This window comes from Pedomonas sp. V897 (assembly GCF_051304405.1).
Lineage (GTDB): Bacteria > Pseudomonadota > Alphaproteobacteria > Sphingomonadales > Sphingomonadaceae > Pedomonas.
The window spans coordinates 697,593-714,192 of the sequence record NZ_JBPPGG010000001.1 but is presented as its reverse complement, the minus strand read 5'-3'; the positions used below and the strand labels follow the sequence as shown (position 1 = coordinate 714,192).

Genomic DNA, 16,600 nt, shown 5'->3' with positions numbered 1-16,600 from the left:
TCCGCTAAACAGCCCATCACTCTTATCCAATACTGGGGTAGCTTCATGCTCGGATTGGGCGCGATCGCGCGGCGTATTTTCGGTTCGTCCAACGAACGGTATATCAAATCGCTGCGCTCCATAGTTTCTCGCATCAACAGCCTGGAGCCGCAAATCTCCGCCCTGTCCGATGACGAACTGAAGGCGCAGACGGACAAGTTCAAGGCGCGGCTCGCCGCTGGCGAAACGCTGGATGACCTGCTGCCCGAGGCCTTTGCCACGGTGCGCGAGGCGGCCAGGCGTGTGCTCGGCCAGCGCCATTATGACGTGCAGCTCATCGGCGGCATCGTGCTTCACCGGGGCGAGATCGCCGAGATGCGCACCGGCGAGGGCAAGACGCTGGTCGCCACCCTGCCGGTCTATCTGAACGCGCTCACCGGCAAGGGCGTGCACGTGGTGACGGTGAACGACTACCTGGCCAGCCGCGACGCCGGCATGATGGGCAAGGTCTACAACTTCCTCGGCCTCAGCGTGGGCGTCATCGTCCACGGCCTCACCGACGAGGAGCGCCGCGCCGCCTACGCGGCCGACATCACCTACGGCACGAACAACGAGTTCGGCTTCGACTACCTGCGCGACAACATGAAGTACGCGCTGGACCAGATGGTGCAGCGGCCCTTCAACTTCGCCATCGTGGACGAGGTGGACTCCATCCTCATCGACGAGGCGCGCACGCCGCTCATCATCTCCGGCCCCACCGAGGACAAGTCGGAGCTGTACATCCAGGTCGACGCCATCGTGAAGCAGCTGGTGGCGGAGGACTACGAGGTCGACGAGAAGCAGAAGTCGGTCATCCTGACGGAGAGCGGCACCGAGAAGGCCGAGCGCATGCTGGAGGCCGCCGGGCTGCTCAAGTCCGAGAACCTCTACGACTTCGAGAACACCCAGGTGGTGCACCACCTGAACCAGGCGCTGCGCGCCAATGTGCTGTTCCACCGCGAGACCGACTACATCGTGCGCGGCGGCAAGGTGGTCATCATCGACGAGTTCACCGGCCGCATGATGGAGGGCCGCCGCTGGTCGGACGGCCTGCACCAGGCGGTGGAAGCCAAGGAAGGCGTGGAGATCCAGCCGGAGAACCAGACGCTGGCCTCCATCACCTTCCAGAACTACTTCCGCATGTACCCCAAGCTGGCGGGCATGACCGGTACCGCCGCCACCGAGGCGCAGGAATTCTTCGACATCTACAAGCTGAATGTCGTCGAGATCCCCACCAACGTTCCGGTGCAGCGCCGCGACGAGCACGACGAGTTCTACCGCACCGCGCAGGAGAAGTTCGCGGCCATCGTCAAGGCGATCCGCGAGGCGCAGGCGCGCGGCCAGCCGGTGCTGGTGGGCACGGTCTCGATCGAGAAGTCCGAGATGCTCTCGGAGTACCTCAAGAAGGAGGGCGTGCCGCACACGGTGCTGAACGCCCGCTACCACGAGCAGGAAGCCCACATCGTGGCGCAGGCGGGCCGCAAGGGCGCGGTGACCATCGCCACCAACATGGCGGGCCGCGGCACCGACATCCAGCTCGGCGGCAACGTGGACTTCCGCCTGAACGACGAATACAGCCACGTCACCGACCCGGAGGAGCTGGCGCGCATCCGCAAGCAGCTTGAGGCCGAGGTGGAAGCCGAGCGCCAGGAGGTGCTGGCGGCGGGCGGCCTGTTCGTGCTGGGCACCGAGCGGCACGAGAGCCGGCGCATCGACAACCAGCTGCGCGGCCGTGCCGGCCGCCAGGGCGACCCGGGCCTGTCCAAGTTCTACCTGTCGCTGCAGGACGACCTGCTGCGCATCTTCGGGCCGCAGACCCGCATGGACGCCATGCTTGTGAAGCTGGGCCTGCAAGAGGGCGAGGCCATCATCCACCCGTGGATCAACAAGGCCATCGAGAAGGCGCAGCACAAGGTGGAGGCGCGGAACTACGACATCCGCAAGCAGCTGCTCCAGTACGACGACGTGATGAACGACCAGCGCAAGGTGGTCTACGACCAGCGCCGGGACATCATGGAGTCCGATTCGGTCACCGACATCGTCAACGACATGCGGGCCGAGACCATCAACGCCATCGTCGCCGATGCCTGCCCGCCCAACTCGTACCCCGAGCAGTGGGACGTGGCCGGCCTCAAGGCGGAGGTGGAGCGCATCTTCGGCCTTGATCTGCCGATCGAGGCGTGGGTGCAGGAGGAGGCGGTCGATCCGGCAATGCTGGAGGAGCGCATCGCCGAGGCGGCCAACCAGCAGATCCAGGAAAAGATCGCCATGATCGGCGAGGATCTGTGGCGGCAGATCGAGAAGAGCCTGCTGCTCCAGTCCATCGACCAGCACTGGAAGGAGCATCTGGCGACGCTGGATGCCCTGCGGCAGGTCATCCACCTGCGCGCCTACGCCCAGCGCAACCCGCTGAACGAGTACAAGTCGGAAGCCTTCGCGCTGTTCGAGCGCATGCTCTCCGCCGTGCGCGCGCACGTCTCCGAGCTGACCTCGCGGGTGCACTTTCAGGCCCCGCCGCCGCTGGAGGTGCCGCAGAACATCACCCCGACCCATGCGGACCCGTTCACAGGCCAGAACGAGCTGGAGCCCGCGGCGGGCTTCTCCTTCGGGGCCGTGCCCACGGGCGTGCTCACCATGGCGGCGCTGACGCCGGCGGAGGTGGAGAACGCCCGGGCGGTGGCGGAGCAGTTCGGTCCCGGCTTCAACCCGGAGGACCCGGCGACCTGGGGCCAGTTCCTCTCCCGCAACTCGCCGTGCCCCTGCGGCTCGGGCCAGAAGTTCAAGCACTGCCACGGCCGCGACTGACGGCGGCGAACAGATGCCGTGGCCGGCAGGCCGCCGGCAGGCGGACAAGGCACAGCGCAGCGCAGTGAAGGCGCGGGGTGGGCGTTGGCGTCCCCCCGCGCCTCCGTTCTGTCTGCCGGGCGGCGTGCCTGCCTGACGGGAACGCCCGGGCCGAATCACCCGATTGGAGAGGACAGCGGACCGCTCGCGGCCACCCGAATCTCCCGCGCCAACCGATTCGGGAATGCCTCCGTTTTCAGACATTTCGGCCCGGCGAATCTCCGGCCACGCTCCGCTTGGCGAAGGCCTGACGGACGCCCGGCCCCCCTGATCGGGCGCGCGTGCGCCCGTGCGGCAGGCCTTTCGCGCCGGGGCCGATGCTGACCCTTTCAATGCATCTTCATATTTGCTAATTTTCTTGCGTTCTGTTGCCTGGCAACGGGACAAGCCGGGCAGCCCGGTCCGCCCCGCCGCAAAGCCAGCTTTGGAAGAATCCCGTTGACGGGGCGCGGCCACGGCAATATAAGCCGCCGTCGCTCGCGGGTTGGTGGTCGGCGTACGTCCGAAACGCTGCCTGGAACGAGCTTGAGAGCTGACAGACGGAGTTGTATTGCGCGCTGGCCTCTGGAAGGGCAGGAAAAGGCGGCCCGTCCAGGCTCCGTTTTTTTATGCGCAAGCCTGCTTCGTTAACGGGCAGATAGAGATTGTGAGGCGGTAAAGGATGCCGACGATTAACCAGCTGGTCCGCAAGGGCCGCGAACCGCAGAAGGCTCGCAACAAGGTGCCGGCCATGGAGGCCTGCCCCCAGAAGCGCGGCGTCTGCACGCGTGTCTACACGACGACCCCGAAGAAGCCGAACTCGGCGCTTCGCAAGGTCGCCAAGGTGCGTCTGACCAACGGTTACGAAGTGATCGGCTACATCCCTGGCGAGGGCCACAACCTGCAGGAGCACTCGGTTGTGCTGATCCGCGGCGGTCGTGTGAAGGACTTGCCGGGCGTGCGTTACCACATCCTCCGTGGTGTGCTCGATACCCAGGGCGTCAAGGACCGTCGCCAGAGCCGTTCGAAGTACGGCGCCAAGCGGCCGAAATAAGGAGTTTGACCGATGGCTCGTCGTCGTCGTCCCGAAAAGCGCGAAGTTCTCCCCGATCCGAAGTATGGGGATGTCGTGCTGACCAAGTTCATGAACAGCGTGATGGAGCAGGGCAAGAAGTCGGTTGCCGAGCGCATCCTGTACGGTGCCCTTGATGCCATCGAGCAGCGCCTGAAGCGCGAGCCGATGGAAGTGTTCCACGCTGCCCTCGACAACGTGCGTCCGGGCATCGAGGTTCGTTCGCGTCGCGTTGGCGGCGCCACCTACCAGGTTCCGGTGGAAGTCCGTCCGGAGCGCGCCCAGGCCCTCGCCATCCGCTGGCTGGTGCAGGCGGCCCGCAACCGCTCGGAGAACACCATGGCCGCGCGCCTGTCCGCCGAGCTCATCGACGCTTCGAACAACCGTGGCACTGCCGTGAAGAAGCGGGAAGACACGCACCGTATGGCCGAGGCCAACCGGGCGTTCTCGCACTACCGCTGGTAAACTGTTCGCCCCAAGGATCGTATTATGTCCCGCACCCATCCGCTCGAGCGCTATCGCAACATCGGCATCATGGCCCACATCGATGCCGGCAAGACGACCACGACCGAGCGCATCCTGTACTACACCGGTAAGAGCCACAAGATCGGCGAGGTGCATGACGGCGCCGCGACGATGGACTGGATGGAGCAGGAGCAGGAGCGTGGCATCACGATCACTTCTGCGGCGACCACCTGCTTCTGGCGCGACCACCGCATCAACATCATCGACACTCCGGGTCACGTGGACTTCACCGTCGAGGTGGAGCGCTCGCTGCGCGTGCTCGACGGCGCCATCACCGCGTTCGACGGCGTGGCCGGCGTTGAGCCGCAGTCGGAGACCGTGTGGCGTCAGGCGGACAAGTACCGCGTGCCGCGCATGTGCTACGTGAACAAGCTGGACCGCACCGGCGCCAACTTCGAGCGCTGCGTGAAGATGATCCAGGATCGCCTGGGCGTGCGCACCGCCGTGCTGTACCTGCCCATCGGTGCCGAATCCGACTTCATCGGTCTGGTGGACCTGGTGCACAACCGCGCCATCGTGTGGCAGGACGATTCGCTGGGTGCGAAGTTCGAATACAAGGAAATCCCGGCTGACATGGCCGAGGCCGCCGCTCTGGCCCGCAACGAGCTGATCGAGCTCGCGGTGGAGCAGGACGAGGCCGTGATGGAAGCCTACCTGGAAGGCCAGGAGCCGGACGTCGATACCCTGAAGCGCCTGATCCGCAAGGGCACCATCGCGTTCGACTTCGTGCCGGTTCTGTGCGGTTCGTCGTTCAAGAACAAGGGCGTGCAGCCGCTGCTGGACGCGGTGGTGGACTACCTGCCCTCGCCGCTGGACATTCCGCCGGTGCAGGGCGTGCTGCCGGACGGCACCGAGGACTCCCGCGAGACCTCCGACGACGCGCCGTTCTCGGGTCTGGCCTTCAAGATCATGAACGACCCGTTCGTGGGCTCGCTCACCTTCGTGCGCATCTACTCGGGCGTGCTGGAGTCCGGCACCACCGTGACCAACGCCACGAAGGGCAAGAAGGAAAAGATCGGCCGCATGCTGCTGATGCATGCGAACCACCGCGAGGACATCAAGGAAGCCCGCGCCGGCGACATCATCGCCGTCTGCGGCCTCAAGGAAACGATCACCGGCGACACCCTGTGTGCCAACAACAAGCCGATCATCCTTGAGTCGATGGACTTCCCCGACCCGGTGATCGAGGTCGCCGTCGAGCCGAAGACCAAGGCCGACCAGGAGAAGATGGGCACCGCCCTGCACCGCCTGGCGCAGGAAGACCCGTCGTTCCGCGTGTCGATCGACCACGAGTCCGGCCAGACCATCATCAAGGGCATGGGCGAACTCCACCTGGAGATCATCGTCGACCGCATGAAGCGCGAGTTCAAGGTCGAGGCCAACGTCGGCGCGCCGCAGGTGGCCTACCGCGAGACGCTGAAGAAGGCGGTCGAGGTCGACTACACCCACAAGAAGCAGTCGGGCGGTTCGGGTCAGTTCGGCCGCGTGAAGGTGGTCGTGTCCCCGGGCGAGCTGGGTTCGGGCATCACCTTCATCGACGAGATCAAGGGCGGTGTCATTCCGAAGGAATACATCCCGGCGATCGAGAAGGGTATGCGCGAAGTGGCGGCCTCCGGCACGCTCATCGGCTTCCCGCTCATCGACTTCGAGATCCGTCTGGTGGACGGCGCGTACCACGATGTGGACTCCAGCGCGCTGGCGTTCGAAATTGCCGGCCGTGGCGCGATGCGTGAAGTCGCCCAGAAGGCGGGCATCAAGATCCTCGAGCCGATCATGAAGGTCGAGGTTGTCACGCCGGAAGATTTCATGGGCGACGTGATCGGCGACCTGAACTCGCGGCGCGGACAGATCCAGGGTACGGACTCGCGCGGCAACGCGCAGGTCGTGACGGCGATGGTTCCCTTGGCCAACATGTTCGGCTATGTGAACCAGCTGCGTGGCTTCACGCAGGGTCGCGCGCAATACTCCATGGTTTTCAGTCACTATGATGAAGTGCCCGCCAACGTGGCGGAAGAAGTTAAGGCGAAGTTTGCTTAAGCCTGAGCAAACCCACTGCCGAAACAGGACCTGTCGAGAAGAGGTAAAGCACAATGGCCAAGGCTAAATTCGAGCGGACCAAACCGCACTGCAATATCGGCACGATCGGTCACGTCGACCACGGCAAGACGTCGCTGACCGCGGCGATCACCAAGGTCTTGGCCGAAAAGGGCGGCGCCCAGTTCGTTGACTACGCGAACATCGACAAGGCGCCGGAAGAGCGCGCCCGCGGCATCACCATCTCCACCTCGCACGTGGAGTACGAGACCGACACCCGCCACTATGCGCACGTGGACTGCCCGGGTCACGCCGACTACGTGAAGAACATGATCACCGGTGCGGCGCAGATGGACGGCGCCATCCTGGTGGTGTCCGCTGCTGACGGCCCGATGCCGCAGACCCGCGAGCACATCCTGCTCGCCCGTCAGGTCGGCGTGCCGGCTCTGGTGGTGTTCCTGAACAAGGTTGACCAGGTTGACGATCCGGAGCTCCTGGAGCTGGTCGAGCTCGAAATCCGCGAGCTGCTGTCCAAGTACGAGTTCCCGGGCGACGAGATCCCCATCGTTGCCGGTTCGGCCCTGTGCGCCCTCGAGGACCGCAACCCGGAGATCGGCCGTGAAGCCGTTCTGAAGCTGATGGCCGAGGTGGACCGCTACATCCCGCAGCCGCAGCGTCCGGTCGACAAGGCCTTCCTGATGCCGATCGAAGACGTGTTCTCGATCTCCGGCCGCGGCACCGTGGTGACCGGCCGCGTCGAGACCGGCGTGATCAAGGTTGGCGAGGAAGTCGAGATCGTCGGCCTGCGCGAGACCAAGAAGACCGTCGTTACCGGCGTTGAAATGTTCCGCAAGCTGCTCGACCAGGGCGAGGCTGGCGACAACATCGGCGCCCTGCTGCGCGGCGTTGGCCGTGACGAGGTGGAGCGTGGTCAGGTTCTGGCCAAGCCGGGCACCATCACCCCGCACACCAAGTTCACTGCCGAGACCTACGTGCTGTCGAAGGAAGAAGGCGGCCGTCACACGCCGTTCTTCGGCAACTACCGTCCGCAGTTCTACTTCCGCACCACCGACGTCACCGGCCAGGTCACCCTGCCGGAGGGCACCGAGATGGTGATGCCGGGCGACAACGTCACCCTGACCGTCCAGCTGATCGCTCCGATCGCCATGGACCAGGGTCTGCGCTTCGCCATCCGTGAGGGCGGCCGCACTGTCGGCGCCGGCGTGGTGAGCCAGATCATCGAGTAAAAACGCTTACCGCCGCTCGGGCTCAAAAAAGTTTGTCTTTTTTGGCCCGAGCGGCTTTCGCTTTTTCTATTTGTGGGATATGAACGCCGGCCGCTTCCGGACGACTCGAAGCGGAACTGTGCAGTTACGTTGACGAAGGGTCTGACCCATGGAAACGCAGAACATCCGGATCCGGCTGAAAGCCTTTGACCACCGGGTGCTTGACCAGGCGACGGGTGAAATCGCGATGACCGCCAAGCGGACCGGCGCACTCGTTCGCGGGCCGATTCCGCTGCCGACCCGGATCGAAAAGTTTACGGTCAACCGGTCGCCGCACATCGACAAGAAGAGCCGCGAGCAGTTTGAGGTTCGCACCTACAAGCGCCTGCTGGACATTGTCGATCCGACGCCGCAGACGGTTGACGCGCTGATGAAGCTTGATCTGGCTGCGGGCGTGGACGTTGAGATTAAGCTGCAGGCCTAACAATTCTGCAGCGTCACGCTTGCCGGATGGTCCGGCAAGCCTCTGAAGAAGGAGAGAAGGTGCGATGCGCACCGGTGTTATTGCAAAGAAGGTGGGCATGACCCGCCTGTTCCAGGAGGACGGACGGCACGTGCCGGTTACCGTTCTCGCGCTGGAGGGCTGCCAGGTGGTTGCCCACCGCACGGTCGAGAAGGACGGCTACACGGCGGTTCAGCTCGGCGCCGGCACGGTCAAGGTGAAGAACCTGACCAAGCCCGAGCGCGGGCATTTCGCCAAGCAGCAGGTTGAGCCGAAGCGCAAGCTGGCCGAATTCCGCGTCGCCGAGGATGCCCTCGTCGAAGTCGGCGCGACGATTTCGGCCGATCATTTTGTGCCGGGCCAGCTGGTCGACGTGTCGGGCGACACCATCGGTAAGGGTTTTGCCGGTGCGATGAAGCGCTGGAACTTCGGCGGTCTGCGTGCGACCCACGGCGTTTCCGTATCCCACCGTTCCCACGGTTCGACTGGTCAGCGCCAGGATCCGGGCAAGGTCTTCAAGAACAAGAAGATGGCCGGCCACATGGGCGCCAGCCGGATCACCCAGCAGAATCTTGAAATTGTTCAGACCGACGCCGAGCGCGGTCTGCTCTTCGTGAAGGGCTCTGTCCCCGGCGCGAAGGGCAGCTGGCTGCTGGTGAAGGATGCCGCCAAGGTCGCGCGCCCGCAGGCTGCGCCGTACCCGGCTGCGGTCCTTGCTGCTGCCGCTGAGCAGGCTCCGGCTGAAGCGCCGGCCACCGAGCAGGCGGGAGAGTAAGCCATGAAGGTCGATGTTAAGAACCTCGATGCGGCGACCGTCGGCCAGATCGATCTGGTTGAGGAAATCTTCGCTCGCGAAATCCGCGCCGACATCCTTCATCGCGTTGTGACCTGGCAGCTGGCCAACCGCCGCGCCACGGCCCGCGCCGCGAAGGAGCGGGGCGACGTCAAGCTGACCTCGAAGAAGATGTACCGCCAGAAGGGGACCGGCAGCGCCCGTCACGGCAACCGTGCCGCGCCGCAGTTCCGCAAGGGTGGTAAGGCGCACGGTCCGCGCGCCCGCGACTTCGAGATCTCGCTGAACAAGAAGATCCGCGCGCTCGGTCTGAAGGTGGCTCTGTCCGCCAAGCAGGCCGAAGGCAAGCTGATCGTCGTGGACAGCCTGGATCTGGCCGAGGGCAAGACCAAGGTGCTGGCCGAGAAGCTGTCCAAGCTGGGCATCTCCAACGGCCTGTTCATCGACGGTGAGGCTGTCGCCACCAGCTTCAAGCTGGCGGCCTCCAACCTGCCGAAGATTGATGTGCTCCCGGCCATCGGCGCGAACGTCTATGACATTCTGAAGCACGACACGCTGGTTCTGACCAAGGCCGCGGTCGAGAAGCTGGAGGCCCGGTTCAATGGCTGAGCTGAAGCACTATGACGTGATCCTGTCGCCGGTGATCACCGAGAAGTCGACCCTGGGGTCGGAGCACGGGCAGTACACCTTCAAGGTGGCGCTCGGCGCGACCAAGGCCGATGTGAAGGCGGCGGTGGAGGCTCTGTTCGCGGGCGTGAAGGTCAAGTCCGTGAACACCATCGTGCAGAAGGGCAAGACCAAGCGCTGGCGCGGCCTGCCCTACATGCGTTCGGACCAGAAGAAGGCGATCGTCACCCTCTCCGAGGGCGCGATCGACCTCACGGCGCCGGAGTTGAAGTAACATGGCACTGAAGCAATACAATCCGACCAGCCCGGCCCGCCGCGGCCTTGTGCTTGTCGACCGCTCCGGCCTGTGGAAGGGCAAGCCGGTGAAGGCCCTGACCCAGGGTCTCACCAAGTCGGGCGGCCGCAACAACCAGGGCCATGCGACGGCCCGCGGTATCGGCGGCGGTCACAAGCGGACCTACCGCATCATCGATTTCAAGCGCCGCAAGTGGGACATCCCTGCGACCGTCGAGCGCCTGGAATACGATCCCAACCGCACGGCGTTCATCGCCCTCATCAAGTATGAGGACGGCGAGCTGGCCTACATCCTGGCGCCGCAGCGCCTGGCCGTGGGCGACACGGTGATCGCCGGCCGCAAGGTCGACGTGAAGCCGGGCAACGCCATGGAGCTGGGCCAGATGCCGGTCGGCACCATCTGCCACAACGTCGAGCTGAAGCCGATGAAGGGTGGCCAGATCGCCCGCGCTGCCGGCACCTACGTGCAGGTTGTGGGCCGTGACCGCGGCCTGGTGATCGTCCGCCTGAACTCGGGCGAGCAGCGGTACATCCGCTCCGAGTGCATGGGCACGGTCGGCGCGGTGTCCAACCCGGACAACGCCAACCAGAACCTGGCCAAGGCTGGCCGCAACCGCTGGCTGGGCCGCCGTCCGCTGACCCGCGGTGTCGCGAAGAACCCGGTCGACCACCCGCACGGCGGTGGTGAAGGCCGCACCTCCGGTGGCCGTCATCCGGTGACCCCGTGGGGCAAGCCGACGAAGGGCAAGCGGACCCGGTCGAACAAGGCGACCGACAAGTGGATTGTCCGGTCGCGGCACGCGAAGAAGAAGGGATAAGGCGAGATGGCGCGTTCGGTTTGGAAAGGCCCGTTCGTAGACCTCCACCTTCTGAAGAAGGCAGAGGCTGCTCAGGAAGCGGGTGCTGCAAAGACGCCGATCAAGACGTGGTCGCGTCGTTCGACCATCTTGCCGCAGTTCGTTGGCCTGACGTTCAACGTCTACAACGGCAAGAAATTCATCCCCGTCTACGTGTCCGAGGAAATGGTTGGTCACAAGCTGGGCGAGTTCGCCCCGACCCGCACCTTCCCCGGCCACGCCGGCGACAAGAAATCGAAGAAGTGAGGCTGAGGCATGGGTAAGCCATCCGCTCCCCGCCGCGTGGGTGACAAGGAAGCGCTGGCCGTCAATACGATGGTCCGCGGGAGCCCGCGCAAGCTCAATCTCGTGGCCGGCCTCATTCGGGGCCGTCCGGTTGCCGAGGCGCTCAACATCCTCACCTTCTCGCCCAAGGCCATGGCCAAGGACGTGAAGAAGGTGTTGCAGTCCGCCATCGCCAACGCCGAGAACAACCACAACCTGGACGTGGACGCCCTGGTCGTTAAGGAAGCTTCGGTCGGCAAGTCGCTGCAGATGAAGCGCTTCATGGCCCGCGCCCGTGGTCGTGGCGCCCCGATCGTCAAGCCGTTCAGCCGCATCCGTATCGTGGTGCGCGAAGTCGAGGAGCAAGCCTAATGGGTCAGAAAACCTCCCCGATCGGTCTGCGCCTGCAGATCAACCGCACCTGGGATTCGCGCTGGTTCGCTGACCGCGCCGAGTATGGCCGTCTGCTGCACGAGGATCTGAAGATCCGCCAGTTCGTGATGAAGGAACTGCCGCAGGCTGCCATTTCGAAGGTGGTCATCGAGCGTCCGGCCAAGCTGTGCCGCGTGTCGATCTATGCCGCCCGTCCGGGCGTCATCATCGGCAAGAAGGGCGCCGACATCGAGAAGCTGCGCAAGCGCATCAGCCAGTTCACCTCCTCCGAGGTGTCGCTGAACATCGTCGAGATTCGCAAGCCGGAGATCGACGCGCGTCTGGTGGCCCAGTCGGTCGCCGACCAGCTGGAGCGCCGTGTGGCATTCCGTCGCGCCATGAAGCGCGCGGTCCAGTCCGCTCTGCGTCTCGGCGCGGAAGGCATTCGTATCAACTGCTCCGGCCGTCTCGGTGGTGCGGAAATCGCTCGTATGGAATGGTACCGCGAAGGTCGCGTTCCGCTTCATACGCTGCGCGCGAATGTTGACTATGCCGAAGCACAGGCCCATACCGCTTACGGCGTTTGCGGCGTGAAGGTTTGGATCTTCAAGGGTGAGATCCTGGGTCACGACCCGATGGCGCAGGATAAGCTGATGCTTGAGGCTCAGACCGCGGGGGTCCGGCCGGCGCGGTAACTCACCGCGTCGCCTGATCGAGGGCATATCCCGGTCCCCCGGGGCTCTGTCAGAAGGCGATAGAAAATGCTGCAACCGAAGAAGACGAAATTCCGCAAGGCTCACAAGGGCCGCATTCACGGCCTGGCCAAGGGCGGCGCCGAGCTGAACTTTGGCGCGTTCGGCATGAAGGCCCTGGAGCCCGAGCGCATCACCGCCCGCCAGATCGAGGCGGCGCGCCGCGCCATCAGCCGTCACATCAAGCGCGCCGGCCGGCTCTGGATCCGCGTGTTTCCTGACGTTCCGGTTTCCACCAAGCCTGCCGAAGTCCGCATGGGCTCCGGTAAGGGTTCGCCCGAATACTGGGCAGCCCGCGTGAAGCCGGGCCGCATCCTGTTCGAACTGGACGGTGTTCCGGCAGACGTCGCCCGCGGCGCTTTCGAGCGCGCGGCCGCGAAGCTGCCGATCAAGGTCAAGTTCGTCGCTCGCCTTGGCGAAAACGCCTGAGGCTCGTGGAGGAAACTATGAAGTTCGCGGACCTCAAGACCAAGACCGACGATCAGCTCGCTGAAGAGATGGCCAGCCTGAAGAAGGAGCAGTTCTCGCTGCGCTTCCAGGCGGCGACCAGCCAGCTGACCAATACCGCGCGCGTTCGCCAGGTGCGGCGCACCATTGCCCGCATCCAGACGCTCTTGAACGAGCGCCGGCGCGCGTCGAACTAAGGAGTCAGGACATGCCGAAGCGTATCCTTCAGGGCACGGTGGTGTCCGACAAGGCGGACAAGACGGTGGTCGTGCTGGTGGAGCGCCGGGTGCGCCATCCGCTGTACGGCAAGATCGTTCGTCGGTCCAAGAAGTATCACGCGCATGACGAAGAGAACGCCATCAAGGCGGGCGACGTTGTGCGTATCGAGGAATGCCGCCCGATTTCGAAGACGAAGTCGTGGCGCGTTCTCGAAAAAGTCTCCTGAGTGGCGACCTAGACAGGAGGTAGTGCTATGATTCAGATGCAAACTAACCTGGACGTCGCCGACAACTCGGGTGCCAAGCGCGTCATGTGCATCAAGGTGCTGGGCGGCTCCAAGCGGAAGTACGCCAGCGTGGGCGACATCATCGTCGTTTCGGTGAAGGAAGCCACGCCGCGCGGCCGCGTGAAGAAGGGCGACGTGCACCGCGCGATCGTCGTTCGCACCGCGAAGGACATCCGCCGCGCCGACGGCTCGGTGATCCGTTTCGACCGCAACGCCGCAGTGCTCATCAACAAGAACAACGAGCCCATCGGCACCCGTATCTTTGGCCCGGTGGTTCGTGAGCTGCGCGCGAAGAACCACATGAAGATCATTTCGCTGGCTCCGGAGGTGCTCTGATGTCCGCTGCGAAGATTAAGAAGGGCGACAAGGTTGTCGTCCTGTCCGGCCGCGACAAGGGCAAGCGGGGCGAGGTGATCCGCGCCCTGCCGAAGGACGGCAAGGTCGTGGTTTCGGGTGTGAACGTGGTCACCAAGCACAAGCGGCCGTCGGCCCAGGGTGCGGGTGGCATTGAGCGGGTTGAGGCTCCGCTTCCGGTTTCCAAGGTGGCGATCGAGGATCCCAAGACCGGCAAGCCGACCCGCGTTGGATTCAAGGTGCTTGAAGACGGGCGCAAGGTCCGCGTGGCCAAGCGTTCGGGCGAGGTGATCGATGGCTGAGCAAGCTCCCAAGCCGCGGCTGAAGACGGTCTACGAGACCACCGTCCGCGAAGCTCTCATGAAGCAGTTCGGGTACCGGAATCCGATGGAAGTGCCGGCGCTCGAGAAGATCGTGATCAACATGGGCGTGGGCGAGGCGACCCAGGACCGCAAGAAGGTGGATGCCGCCGTTGCGGACCTGACGCTGATCGCCGGCCAGAAGCCGGTCATCACCCGCGCGAAGAAGTCGATCGCGACCTTCAAGCTGCGCGAAGGTATGCCGATCGGCTGCAAGGTGACCCTGCGCCGCGAACGCATGTACGAGTTCCTGGACCGGCTGATCAACATCGCGCTGCCGCGCGTGCGTGACTTCCGGGGCGTGAACCCGAACAGCTTTGACGGCCGTGGCAACTATGCCCTCGGCCTCAAAGAGCAGATTGTCTTCCCCGAGATCAACTACGACAAGATCGACAAGGTCCGGGGCATGGACATCATCATCTGCACCACCGCCAAGACCGACGAGGAGGCGCGTGCCTTGCTCCGTGGCTTCAACATGCCGTTCAGCGGCGAAGCCCAGGGCAAGCAGGCGGCCTGACCACCGGGAAGGATAAAAGATGGCCAAACTGAGTTCGATCAACAAGAACGAGCGGCGCAAGCGGCTGGCGAAGAAGTACGCCGGCAAGTTTGCGCGGCTGAAGGCGATTGCCAATGACCAGAACCTCTCCGACGAGGAGCGGTTCCTGGCACGCTTGAAGCTTGCCGAGCTTCCCCGCAACGCGAACCCGACCCGCATCCGCAATCGCTGCGAGGTGACGGGCCGTCCGCGCGCCTATTATCGCAAATTCCGCATGTCTCGCGTTTCGCTGCGTGAACTGGCCAATCAGGGCCTGATTCCGGGCGTCGTGAAGTCGAGCTGGTAAGCGGGAGGTTCATCCAATGCCGATGACTGATCCTCTGGGCGATATGCTGACCCGTATCCGTAACGGTCAGCAGGCCCGCAAGGACTCCGTTGTGTCCCCCGCTTCCAAGCTGCGCGCCAATGTGCTCGAAGTGCTGAAGCGCGAGGGCTATATCCGTGGCTACTCCGAGTACGAGCAGGGTCCGGGCCGCCGCGAAATCCGCATCGAGCTGAAGTACCACGAGGGCGAGCCCGCCATTCAGTGGCTCCAGCGCGTGTCCAAGCCCGGCCGCCGCATCTATGCCGGCTCCAAGGAGCTGCCGCGCGTGCGCAACGGCCTGGGCATTTCGATCGTCTCGACGCCGAAGGGCGTTCTCTCCGACGCGGAAGCGCGGGAGCTGAACGTGGGCGGCGAAGTGCTCTGCACCGTGTTCTAACGGAGGGCCGCAATGTCTCGTATTGGTAAGAAACCTGTGGCCCTCCCGGCCGGCGTGACGGCGACGCTGAGCGGCGCCGAGCTGGCGGTGAAGGGTCCGAAGGGCCAGCTGGGCATGACCGTTGCCGACGAGGTGGTTGTCACCGTCGACGGCAACGTGATCACCGTGCAGCCCCGCAACGACACCAAGCGCGCCCGCTCCTTCTGGGGCATGCAGCGCACCCTGGTGAACAATCTGGTTGTCGGTGTGACCGAAGGCTACACCGAGGTTCTGGAAATCAACGGCGTCGGCTACCGCGCCAGCGTTCAGGGCTCGACCCTGAAGCTGCAGCTGGGCTTCAGCCACGACGTTGACTACCCGATCCCGGCCGGCATCACCATCAAGTGCCCGGATCAGACCACGGTCGAGATCTCGGGTACGGACAAGCAGAAGGTGGGCCAGGTGGCGGCTGAAATCCGTCGCTGGCGTCGTCCGGAGCCCTACAAGGGCAAGGGTATCAAGTACCGCGGCGAATACATCTTCCGCAAGGAAGGCAAGAAGAAGTAAGGGGTGCACCAATGGCCAAGGGTCTCTCATTGTTCGAGCGGCGCCGGCAGCGGGTTCGCACCCAGCTCCGGCTCAAGTCGGGTGGCCGTCCGCGGCTTTCCGTTCACCGGTCGTCGAAGCACATCTATGCTCAGGTGATCGACGACAGCAAGGGCACCACTGTCGCGGCTGCCTCGACGCTGGACGCGTCGCTGCGCGGCAAGACTGGCGCTACCGTCGCCGCGGCGGCAGAAGTCGGCAAGCTGATCGCCGAGCGCGCCAAGGCGGCTGGCATCAGCGCGGTCGTCTTCGATCGCGGCGGTTTCATCTATCACGGTCGTGTGAAGGCTCTCGCCGAAGCGGCGCGTGAAGGCGGATTGGAGTTTTAAGAATGGCGCGCGAACCGAAAGAACAGCGTGGCGAACGCGGCGAGGGCGACGAGCTGATCGAAAAGCTCGTCCACATCAACCGCGTTTCCAAGACCGTAAAGGGTGGTAAGCGCTTCGGCTTTGCTGCGCTCGTGGTTGTCGGCGACGGCAAGGGCCGGGTCGGTTTCGGCCACGGCAAGGCGCGCGAAGTGCCGGAAGCCATCTCCAAGGCGACCGCCGCCGCGAAGAAGACGATGGTGCGCGTGCCGCTGCGCGAAGGCCGCACGCTGCATCACGACGTTCATGGCCGCTGGGGCGCCGGCAAGGTGTTCCTCCGCTCGGCTCCGCAGGGTACCGGCATCATCGCCGGTGGTCCGATGCGCGCCGTGTTCGAGAGCCTGGGCGTTCAGGACGTGGTGACCAAGTCGATGGGGTCCAACAACCCCTACAACATGATCCGCGCCACCTTTAACGCCCTGGTGAACCAGTCGAGCCCGAAGATGGTTGCGGCTCGCCGCGGCAAGAAGATCGCTGACATCATCGCCCGTCGCGGCGACGTTGGCGCCAAGGTGGCGGCCGTCGAGGCCGACGCCCAGACCGAGTAATCCGGGCGAACGAGGCGAACA

General features: G+C 64.5%; 23 protein-coding genes and 1 pseudogene. All 24 read left to right on the top strand.

Translation table 11 applies throughout. The features are described from left to right. Window positions 1–45 precede the first annotated feature (45 nt). The gene (gene secA, locus ACSJJU_RS03525) at window positions 46–2,823 is read left to right on the top strand and encodes a preprotein translocase subunit SecA (protein WP_435913794.1); all 2,778 of its coding nucleotides are present in this window, start codon (window positions 46–48) and stop codon (window positions 2,821–2,823) included. Between the two features lie 700 nt (window positions 2,824–3,523). Beyond that, window positions 3,524–3,895: a 30S ribosomal protein S12 gene (rpsL, locus tag ACSJJU_RS03520; protein WP_259277056.1), complete on the top strand. Its 372-nt coding sequence runs from the start codon at window positions 3,524–3,526 to the stop codon at window positions 3,893–3,895. A 12-nt stretch (window positions 3,896–3,907) separates the two neighbouring features. Next, the gene (gene rpsG, locus ACSJJU_RS03515) at window positions 3,908–4,378 is read left to right on the top strand and encodes a 30S ribosomal protein S7 (RefSeq protein WP_435913793.1); all 471 of its coding nucleotides are present in this window, start codon (window positions 3,908–3,910) and stop codon (window positions 4,376–4,378) included. Window positions 4,379–4,402: 24 nt separating this feature from the next. Further along, entirely contained in the window at window positions 4,403–6,475 is a 2,073-nt protein-coding gene (gene fusA / locus ACSJJU_RS03510) for an elongation factor G (protein ID WP_435913792.1), read from the top strand. Window positions 6,476–6,528: 53 nt separating this feature from the next. Next, window positions 6,529–7,719: an elongation factor Tu gene (gene tuf, locus ACSJJU_RS03505; RefSeq protein ID WP_435913791.1), complete on the top strand. Its 1,191-nt coding sequence runs from the start codon at window positions 6,529–6,531 to the stop codon at window positions 7,717–7,719. Window positions 7,720–7,867: 148 nt separating this feature from the next. Further along, window positions 7,868–8,182 carry a 30S ribosomal protein S10 gene (gene rpsJ / locus ACSJJU_RS03500; protein ID WP_259277060.1) on the top strand — a complete coding sequence of 105 codons (315 nt, stop codon included), beginning with the start codon at window positions 7,868–7,870 and terminating at the stop codon, window positions 8,180–8,182. A 64-nt stretch (window positions 8,183–8,246) separates the two neighbouring features. Then, window positions 8,247–8,975, top strand: a complete 729-nt coding sequence (rplC, locus tag ACSJJU_RS03495; protein ID WP_435913790.1) for a 50S ribosomal protein L3 — start codon at window positions 8,247–8,249, stop codon at window positions 8,973–8,975. Between the two features lie 3 nt (window positions 8,976–8,978). Beyond that, complete coding sequence (gene rplD / locus ACSJJU_RS03490; RefSeq protein WP_435913788.1) at window positions 8,979–9,602, top strand: 50S ribosomal protein L4; 624 nt, start codon at window positions 8,979–8,981, stop codon at window positions 9,600–9,602. Further along, on the top strand, window positions 9,595–9,894 hold the full coding sequence (locus ACSJJU_RS03485) for a 50S ribosomal protein L23 (RefSeq protein ID WP_435913787.1): 300 nt from the start codon (window positions 9,595–9,597) through the stop codon (window positions 9,892–9,894). Before rplD ends, ACSJJU_RS03485 begins: the two co-directional genes overlap by 8 nt. Before the next feature lies 1 nt (window position 9,895). Next, window positions 9,896–10,732, top strand: a complete 837-nt coding sequence (rplB, locus tag ACSJJU_RS03480) for a 50S ribosomal protein L2 (RefSeq protein WP_435913786.1) — start codon at window positions 9,896–9,898, stop codon at window positions 10,730–10,732. A gap of 6 nt (window positions 10,733–10,738) precedes the next feature. Beyond that, on the top strand, window positions 10,739–11,017 hold the full coding sequence (rpsS, locus tag ACSJJU_RS03475; RefSeq protein ID WP_435913785.1) for a 30S ribosomal protein S19: 279 nt from the start codon (window positions 10,739–10,741) through the stop codon (window positions 11,015–11,017). Between the two features lie 9 nt (window positions 11,018–11,026). Beyond that, window positions 11,027–11,407 carry a 50S ribosomal protein L22 gene (gene rplV, locus ACSJJU_RS03470; protein ID WP_435913784.1) on the top strand — a complete coding sequence of 127 codons (381 nt, stop codon included), beginning with the start codon at window positions 11,027–11,029 and terminating at the stop codon, window positions 11,405–11,407. Next, entirely contained in the window at window positions 11,407–12,102 is a 696-nt protein-coding gene (gene rpsC, locus ACSJJU_RS03465) for a 30S ribosomal protein S3 (RefSeq protein WP_435913783.1), read from the top strand. The genes rplV and rpsC overlap by 1 nt, the downstream gene beginning before the upstream one ends. Before the next feature lie 66 nt (window positions 12,103–12,168). Continuing rightward, window positions 12,169–12,588: a 50S ribosomal protein L16 gene (gene rplP / locus ACSJJU_RS03460; protein ID WP_259277068.1), complete on the top strand. Its 420-nt coding sequence runs from the start codon at window positions 12,169–12,171 to the stop codon at window positions 12,586–12,588. A gap of 17 nt (window positions 12,589–12,605) precedes the next feature. Beyond that, complete coding sequence (gene rpmC / locus ACSJJU_RS03455) at window positions 12,606–12,803, top strand: 50S ribosomal protein L29 (RefSeq protein WP_435913782.1); 198 nt, start codon at window positions 12,606–12,608, stop codon at window positions 12,801–12,803. A gap of 11 nt (window positions 12,804–12,814) precedes the next feature. Beyond that, window positions 12,815–13,051 (top strand): 30S ribosomal protein S17, encoded by a 237-nt coding sequence (gene rpsQ, locus ACSJJU_RS03450; RefSeq protein ID WP_435913781.1) that lies wholly within the window; start codon window positions 12,815–12,817, stop codon window positions 13,049–13,051. 27 nt (window positions 13,052–13,078) lie between these two features. Next, complete coding sequence (rplN, locus tag ACSJJU_RS03445; protein WP_435913780.1) at window positions 13,079–13,447, top strand: 50S ribosomal protein L14; 369 nt, start codon at window positions 13,079–13,081, stop codon at window positions 13,445–13,447. Beyond that, window positions 13,447–13,767: a 50S ribosomal protein L24 gene (rplX, locus tag ACSJJU_RS03440; RefSeq protein ID WP_435913778.1), complete on the top strand. Its 321-nt coding sequence runs from the start codon at window positions 13,447–13,449 to the stop codon at window positions 13,765–13,767. Before rplN ends, rplX begins: the two co-directional genes overlap by 1 nt. Further along, the gene (gene rplE / locus ACSJJU_RS03435) at window positions 13,760–14,341 is read left to right on the top strand and encodes a 50S ribosomal protein L5 (protein WP_435913776.1); all 582 of its coding nucleotides are present in this window, start codon (window positions 13,760–13,762) and stop codon (window positions 14,339–14,341) included. Before rplX ends, rplE begins: the two co-directional genes overlap by 8 nt. A gap of 19 nt (window positions 14,342–14,360) precedes the next feature. Then, complete coding sequence (gene rpsN, locus ACSJJU_RS03430) at window positions 14,361–14,666, top strand: 30S ribosomal protein S14 (RefSeq protein WP_435913775.1); 306 nt, start codon at window positions 14,361–14,363, stop codon at window positions 14,664–14,666. A gap of 16 nt (window positions 14,667–14,682) precedes the next feature. After that, window positions 14,683–15,081, top strand: a complete 399-nt coding sequence (gene rpsH, locus ACSJJU_RS03425; protein WP_435913774.1) for a 30S ribosomal protein S8 — start codon at window positions 14,683–14,685, stop codon at window positions 15,079–15,081. A 12-nt stretch (window positions 15,082–15,093) separates the two neighbouring features. Next, the gene (gene rplF, locus ACSJJU_RS03420; protein ID WP_435913773.1) at window positions 15,094–15,627 is read left to right on the top strand and encodes a 50S ribosomal protein L6; all 534 of its coding nucleotides are present in this window, start codon (window positions 15,094–15,096) and stop codon (window positions 15,625–15,627) included. Window positions 15,628–15,638: 11 nt separating this feature from the next. Then, window positions 15,639–15,995 (top strand): 50S ribosomal protein L18, encoded by a 357-nt coding sequence (gene rplR / locus ACSJJU_RS03415; protein ID WP_435913771.1) that lies wholly within the window; start codon window positions 15,639–15,641, stop codon window positions 15,993–15,995. Between the two features lie 44 nt (window positions 15,996–16,039). After that, window positions 16,040–16,579: pseudogene (gene rpsE, locus ACSJJU_RS03410) on the top strand (30S ribosomal protein S5); the annotation flags it as partial. Between the last annotated feature and the right edge of the window lie 21 nt (window positions 16,580–16,600).

Bases quoted from the DNA above. Each gene is read 5' to 3' on its own strand.
- secA (WP_435913794.1), top strand. From the start codon at position 46: ATGCTCGGATTGGGCGCGATCGCGCGGCGTATTTTCGGTTCGTCCAAC.
- rpsL (WP_259277056.1), top strand. From the start codon at position 3,524: ATGCCGACGATTAACCAGCTGGTCCGCAAGGGCCGCGAACCGCAGAAG.
- rpsG (WP_435913793.1), top strand. From the start codon at position 3,908: ATGGCTCGTCGTCGTCGTCCCGAAAAGCGCGAAGTTCTCCCCGATCCG.
- fusA (WP_435913792.1), top strand. From the start codon at position 4,403: ATGTCCCGCACCCATCCGCTCGAGCGCTATCGCAACATCGGCATCATG.
- tuf (WP_435913791.1), top strand. From the start codon at position 6,529: ATGGCCAAGGCTAAATTCGAGCGGACCAAACCGCACTGCAATATCGGC.
- rpsJ (WP_259277060.1), top strand. From the start codon at position 7,868: ATGGAAACGCAGAACATCCGGATCCGGCTGAAAGCCTTTGACCACCGG.
- rplC (WP_435913790.1), top strand. From the start codon at position 8,247: ATGCGCACCGGTGTTATTGCAAAGAAGGTGGGCATGACCCGCCTGTTC.
- rplD (WP_435913788.1), top strand. From the start codon at position 8,979: ATGAAGGTCGATGTTAAGAACCTCGATGCGGCGACCGTCGGCCAGATC.
- ACSJJU_RS03485 (WP_435913787.1), top strand. From the start codon at position 9,595: ATGGCTGAGCTGAAGCACTATGACGTGATCCTGTCGCCGGTGATCACC.
- rplB (WP_435913786.1), top strand. From the start codon at position 9,896: ATGGCACTGAAGCAATACAATCCGACCAGCCCGGCCCGCCGCGGCCTT.
- rpsS (WP_435913785.1), top strand. From the start codon at position 10,739: ATGGCGCGTTCGGTTTGGAAAGGCCCGTTCGTAGACCTCCACCTTCTG.
- rplV (WP_435913784.1), top strand. From the start codon at position 11,027: ATGGGTAAGCCATCCGCTCCCCGCCGCGTGGGTGACAAGGAAGCGCTG.
- rpsC (WP_435913783.1), top strand. From the start codon at position 11,407: ATGGGTCAGAAAACCTCCCCGATCGGTCTGCGCCTGCAGATCAACCGC.
- rplP (WP_259277068.1), top strand. From the start codon at position 12,169: ATGCTGCAACCGAAGAAGACGAAATTCCGCAAGGCTCACAAGGGCCGC.
- rpmC (WP_435913782.1), top strand. From the start codon at position 12,606: ATGAAGTTCGCGGACCTCAAGACCAAGACCGACGATCAGCTCGCTGAA.
- rpsQ (WP_435913781.1), top strand. From the start codon at position 12,815: ATGCCGAAGCGTATCCTTCAGGGCACGGTGGTGTCCGACAAGGCGGAC.
- rplN (WP_435913780.1), top strand. From the start codon at position 13,079: ATGATTCAGATGCAAACTAACCTGGACGTCGCCGACAACTCGGGTGCC.
- rplX (WP_435913778.1), top strand. From the start codon at position 13,447: ATGTCCGCTGCGAAGATTAAGAAGGGCGACAAGGTTGTCGTCCTGTCC.
- rplE (WP_435913776.1), top strand. From the start codon at position 13,760: ATGGCTGAGCAAGCTCCCAAGCCGCGGCTGAAGACGGTCTACGAGACC.
- rpsN (WP_435913775.1), top strand. From the start codon at position 14,361: ATGGCCAAACTGAGTTCGATCAACAAGAACGAGCGGCGCAAGCGGCTG.
- rpsH (WP_435913774.1), top strand. From the start codon at position 14,683: ATGCCGATGACTGATCCTCTGGGCGATATGCTGACCCGTATCCGTAAC.
- rplF (WP_435913773.1), top strand. From the start codon at position 15,094: ATGTCTCGTATTGGTAAGAAACCTGTGGCCCTCCCGGCCGGCGTGACG.
- rplR (WP_435913771.1), top strand. From the start codon at position 15,639: ATGGCCAAGGGTCTCTCATTGTTCGAGCGGCGCCGGCAGCGGGTTCGC.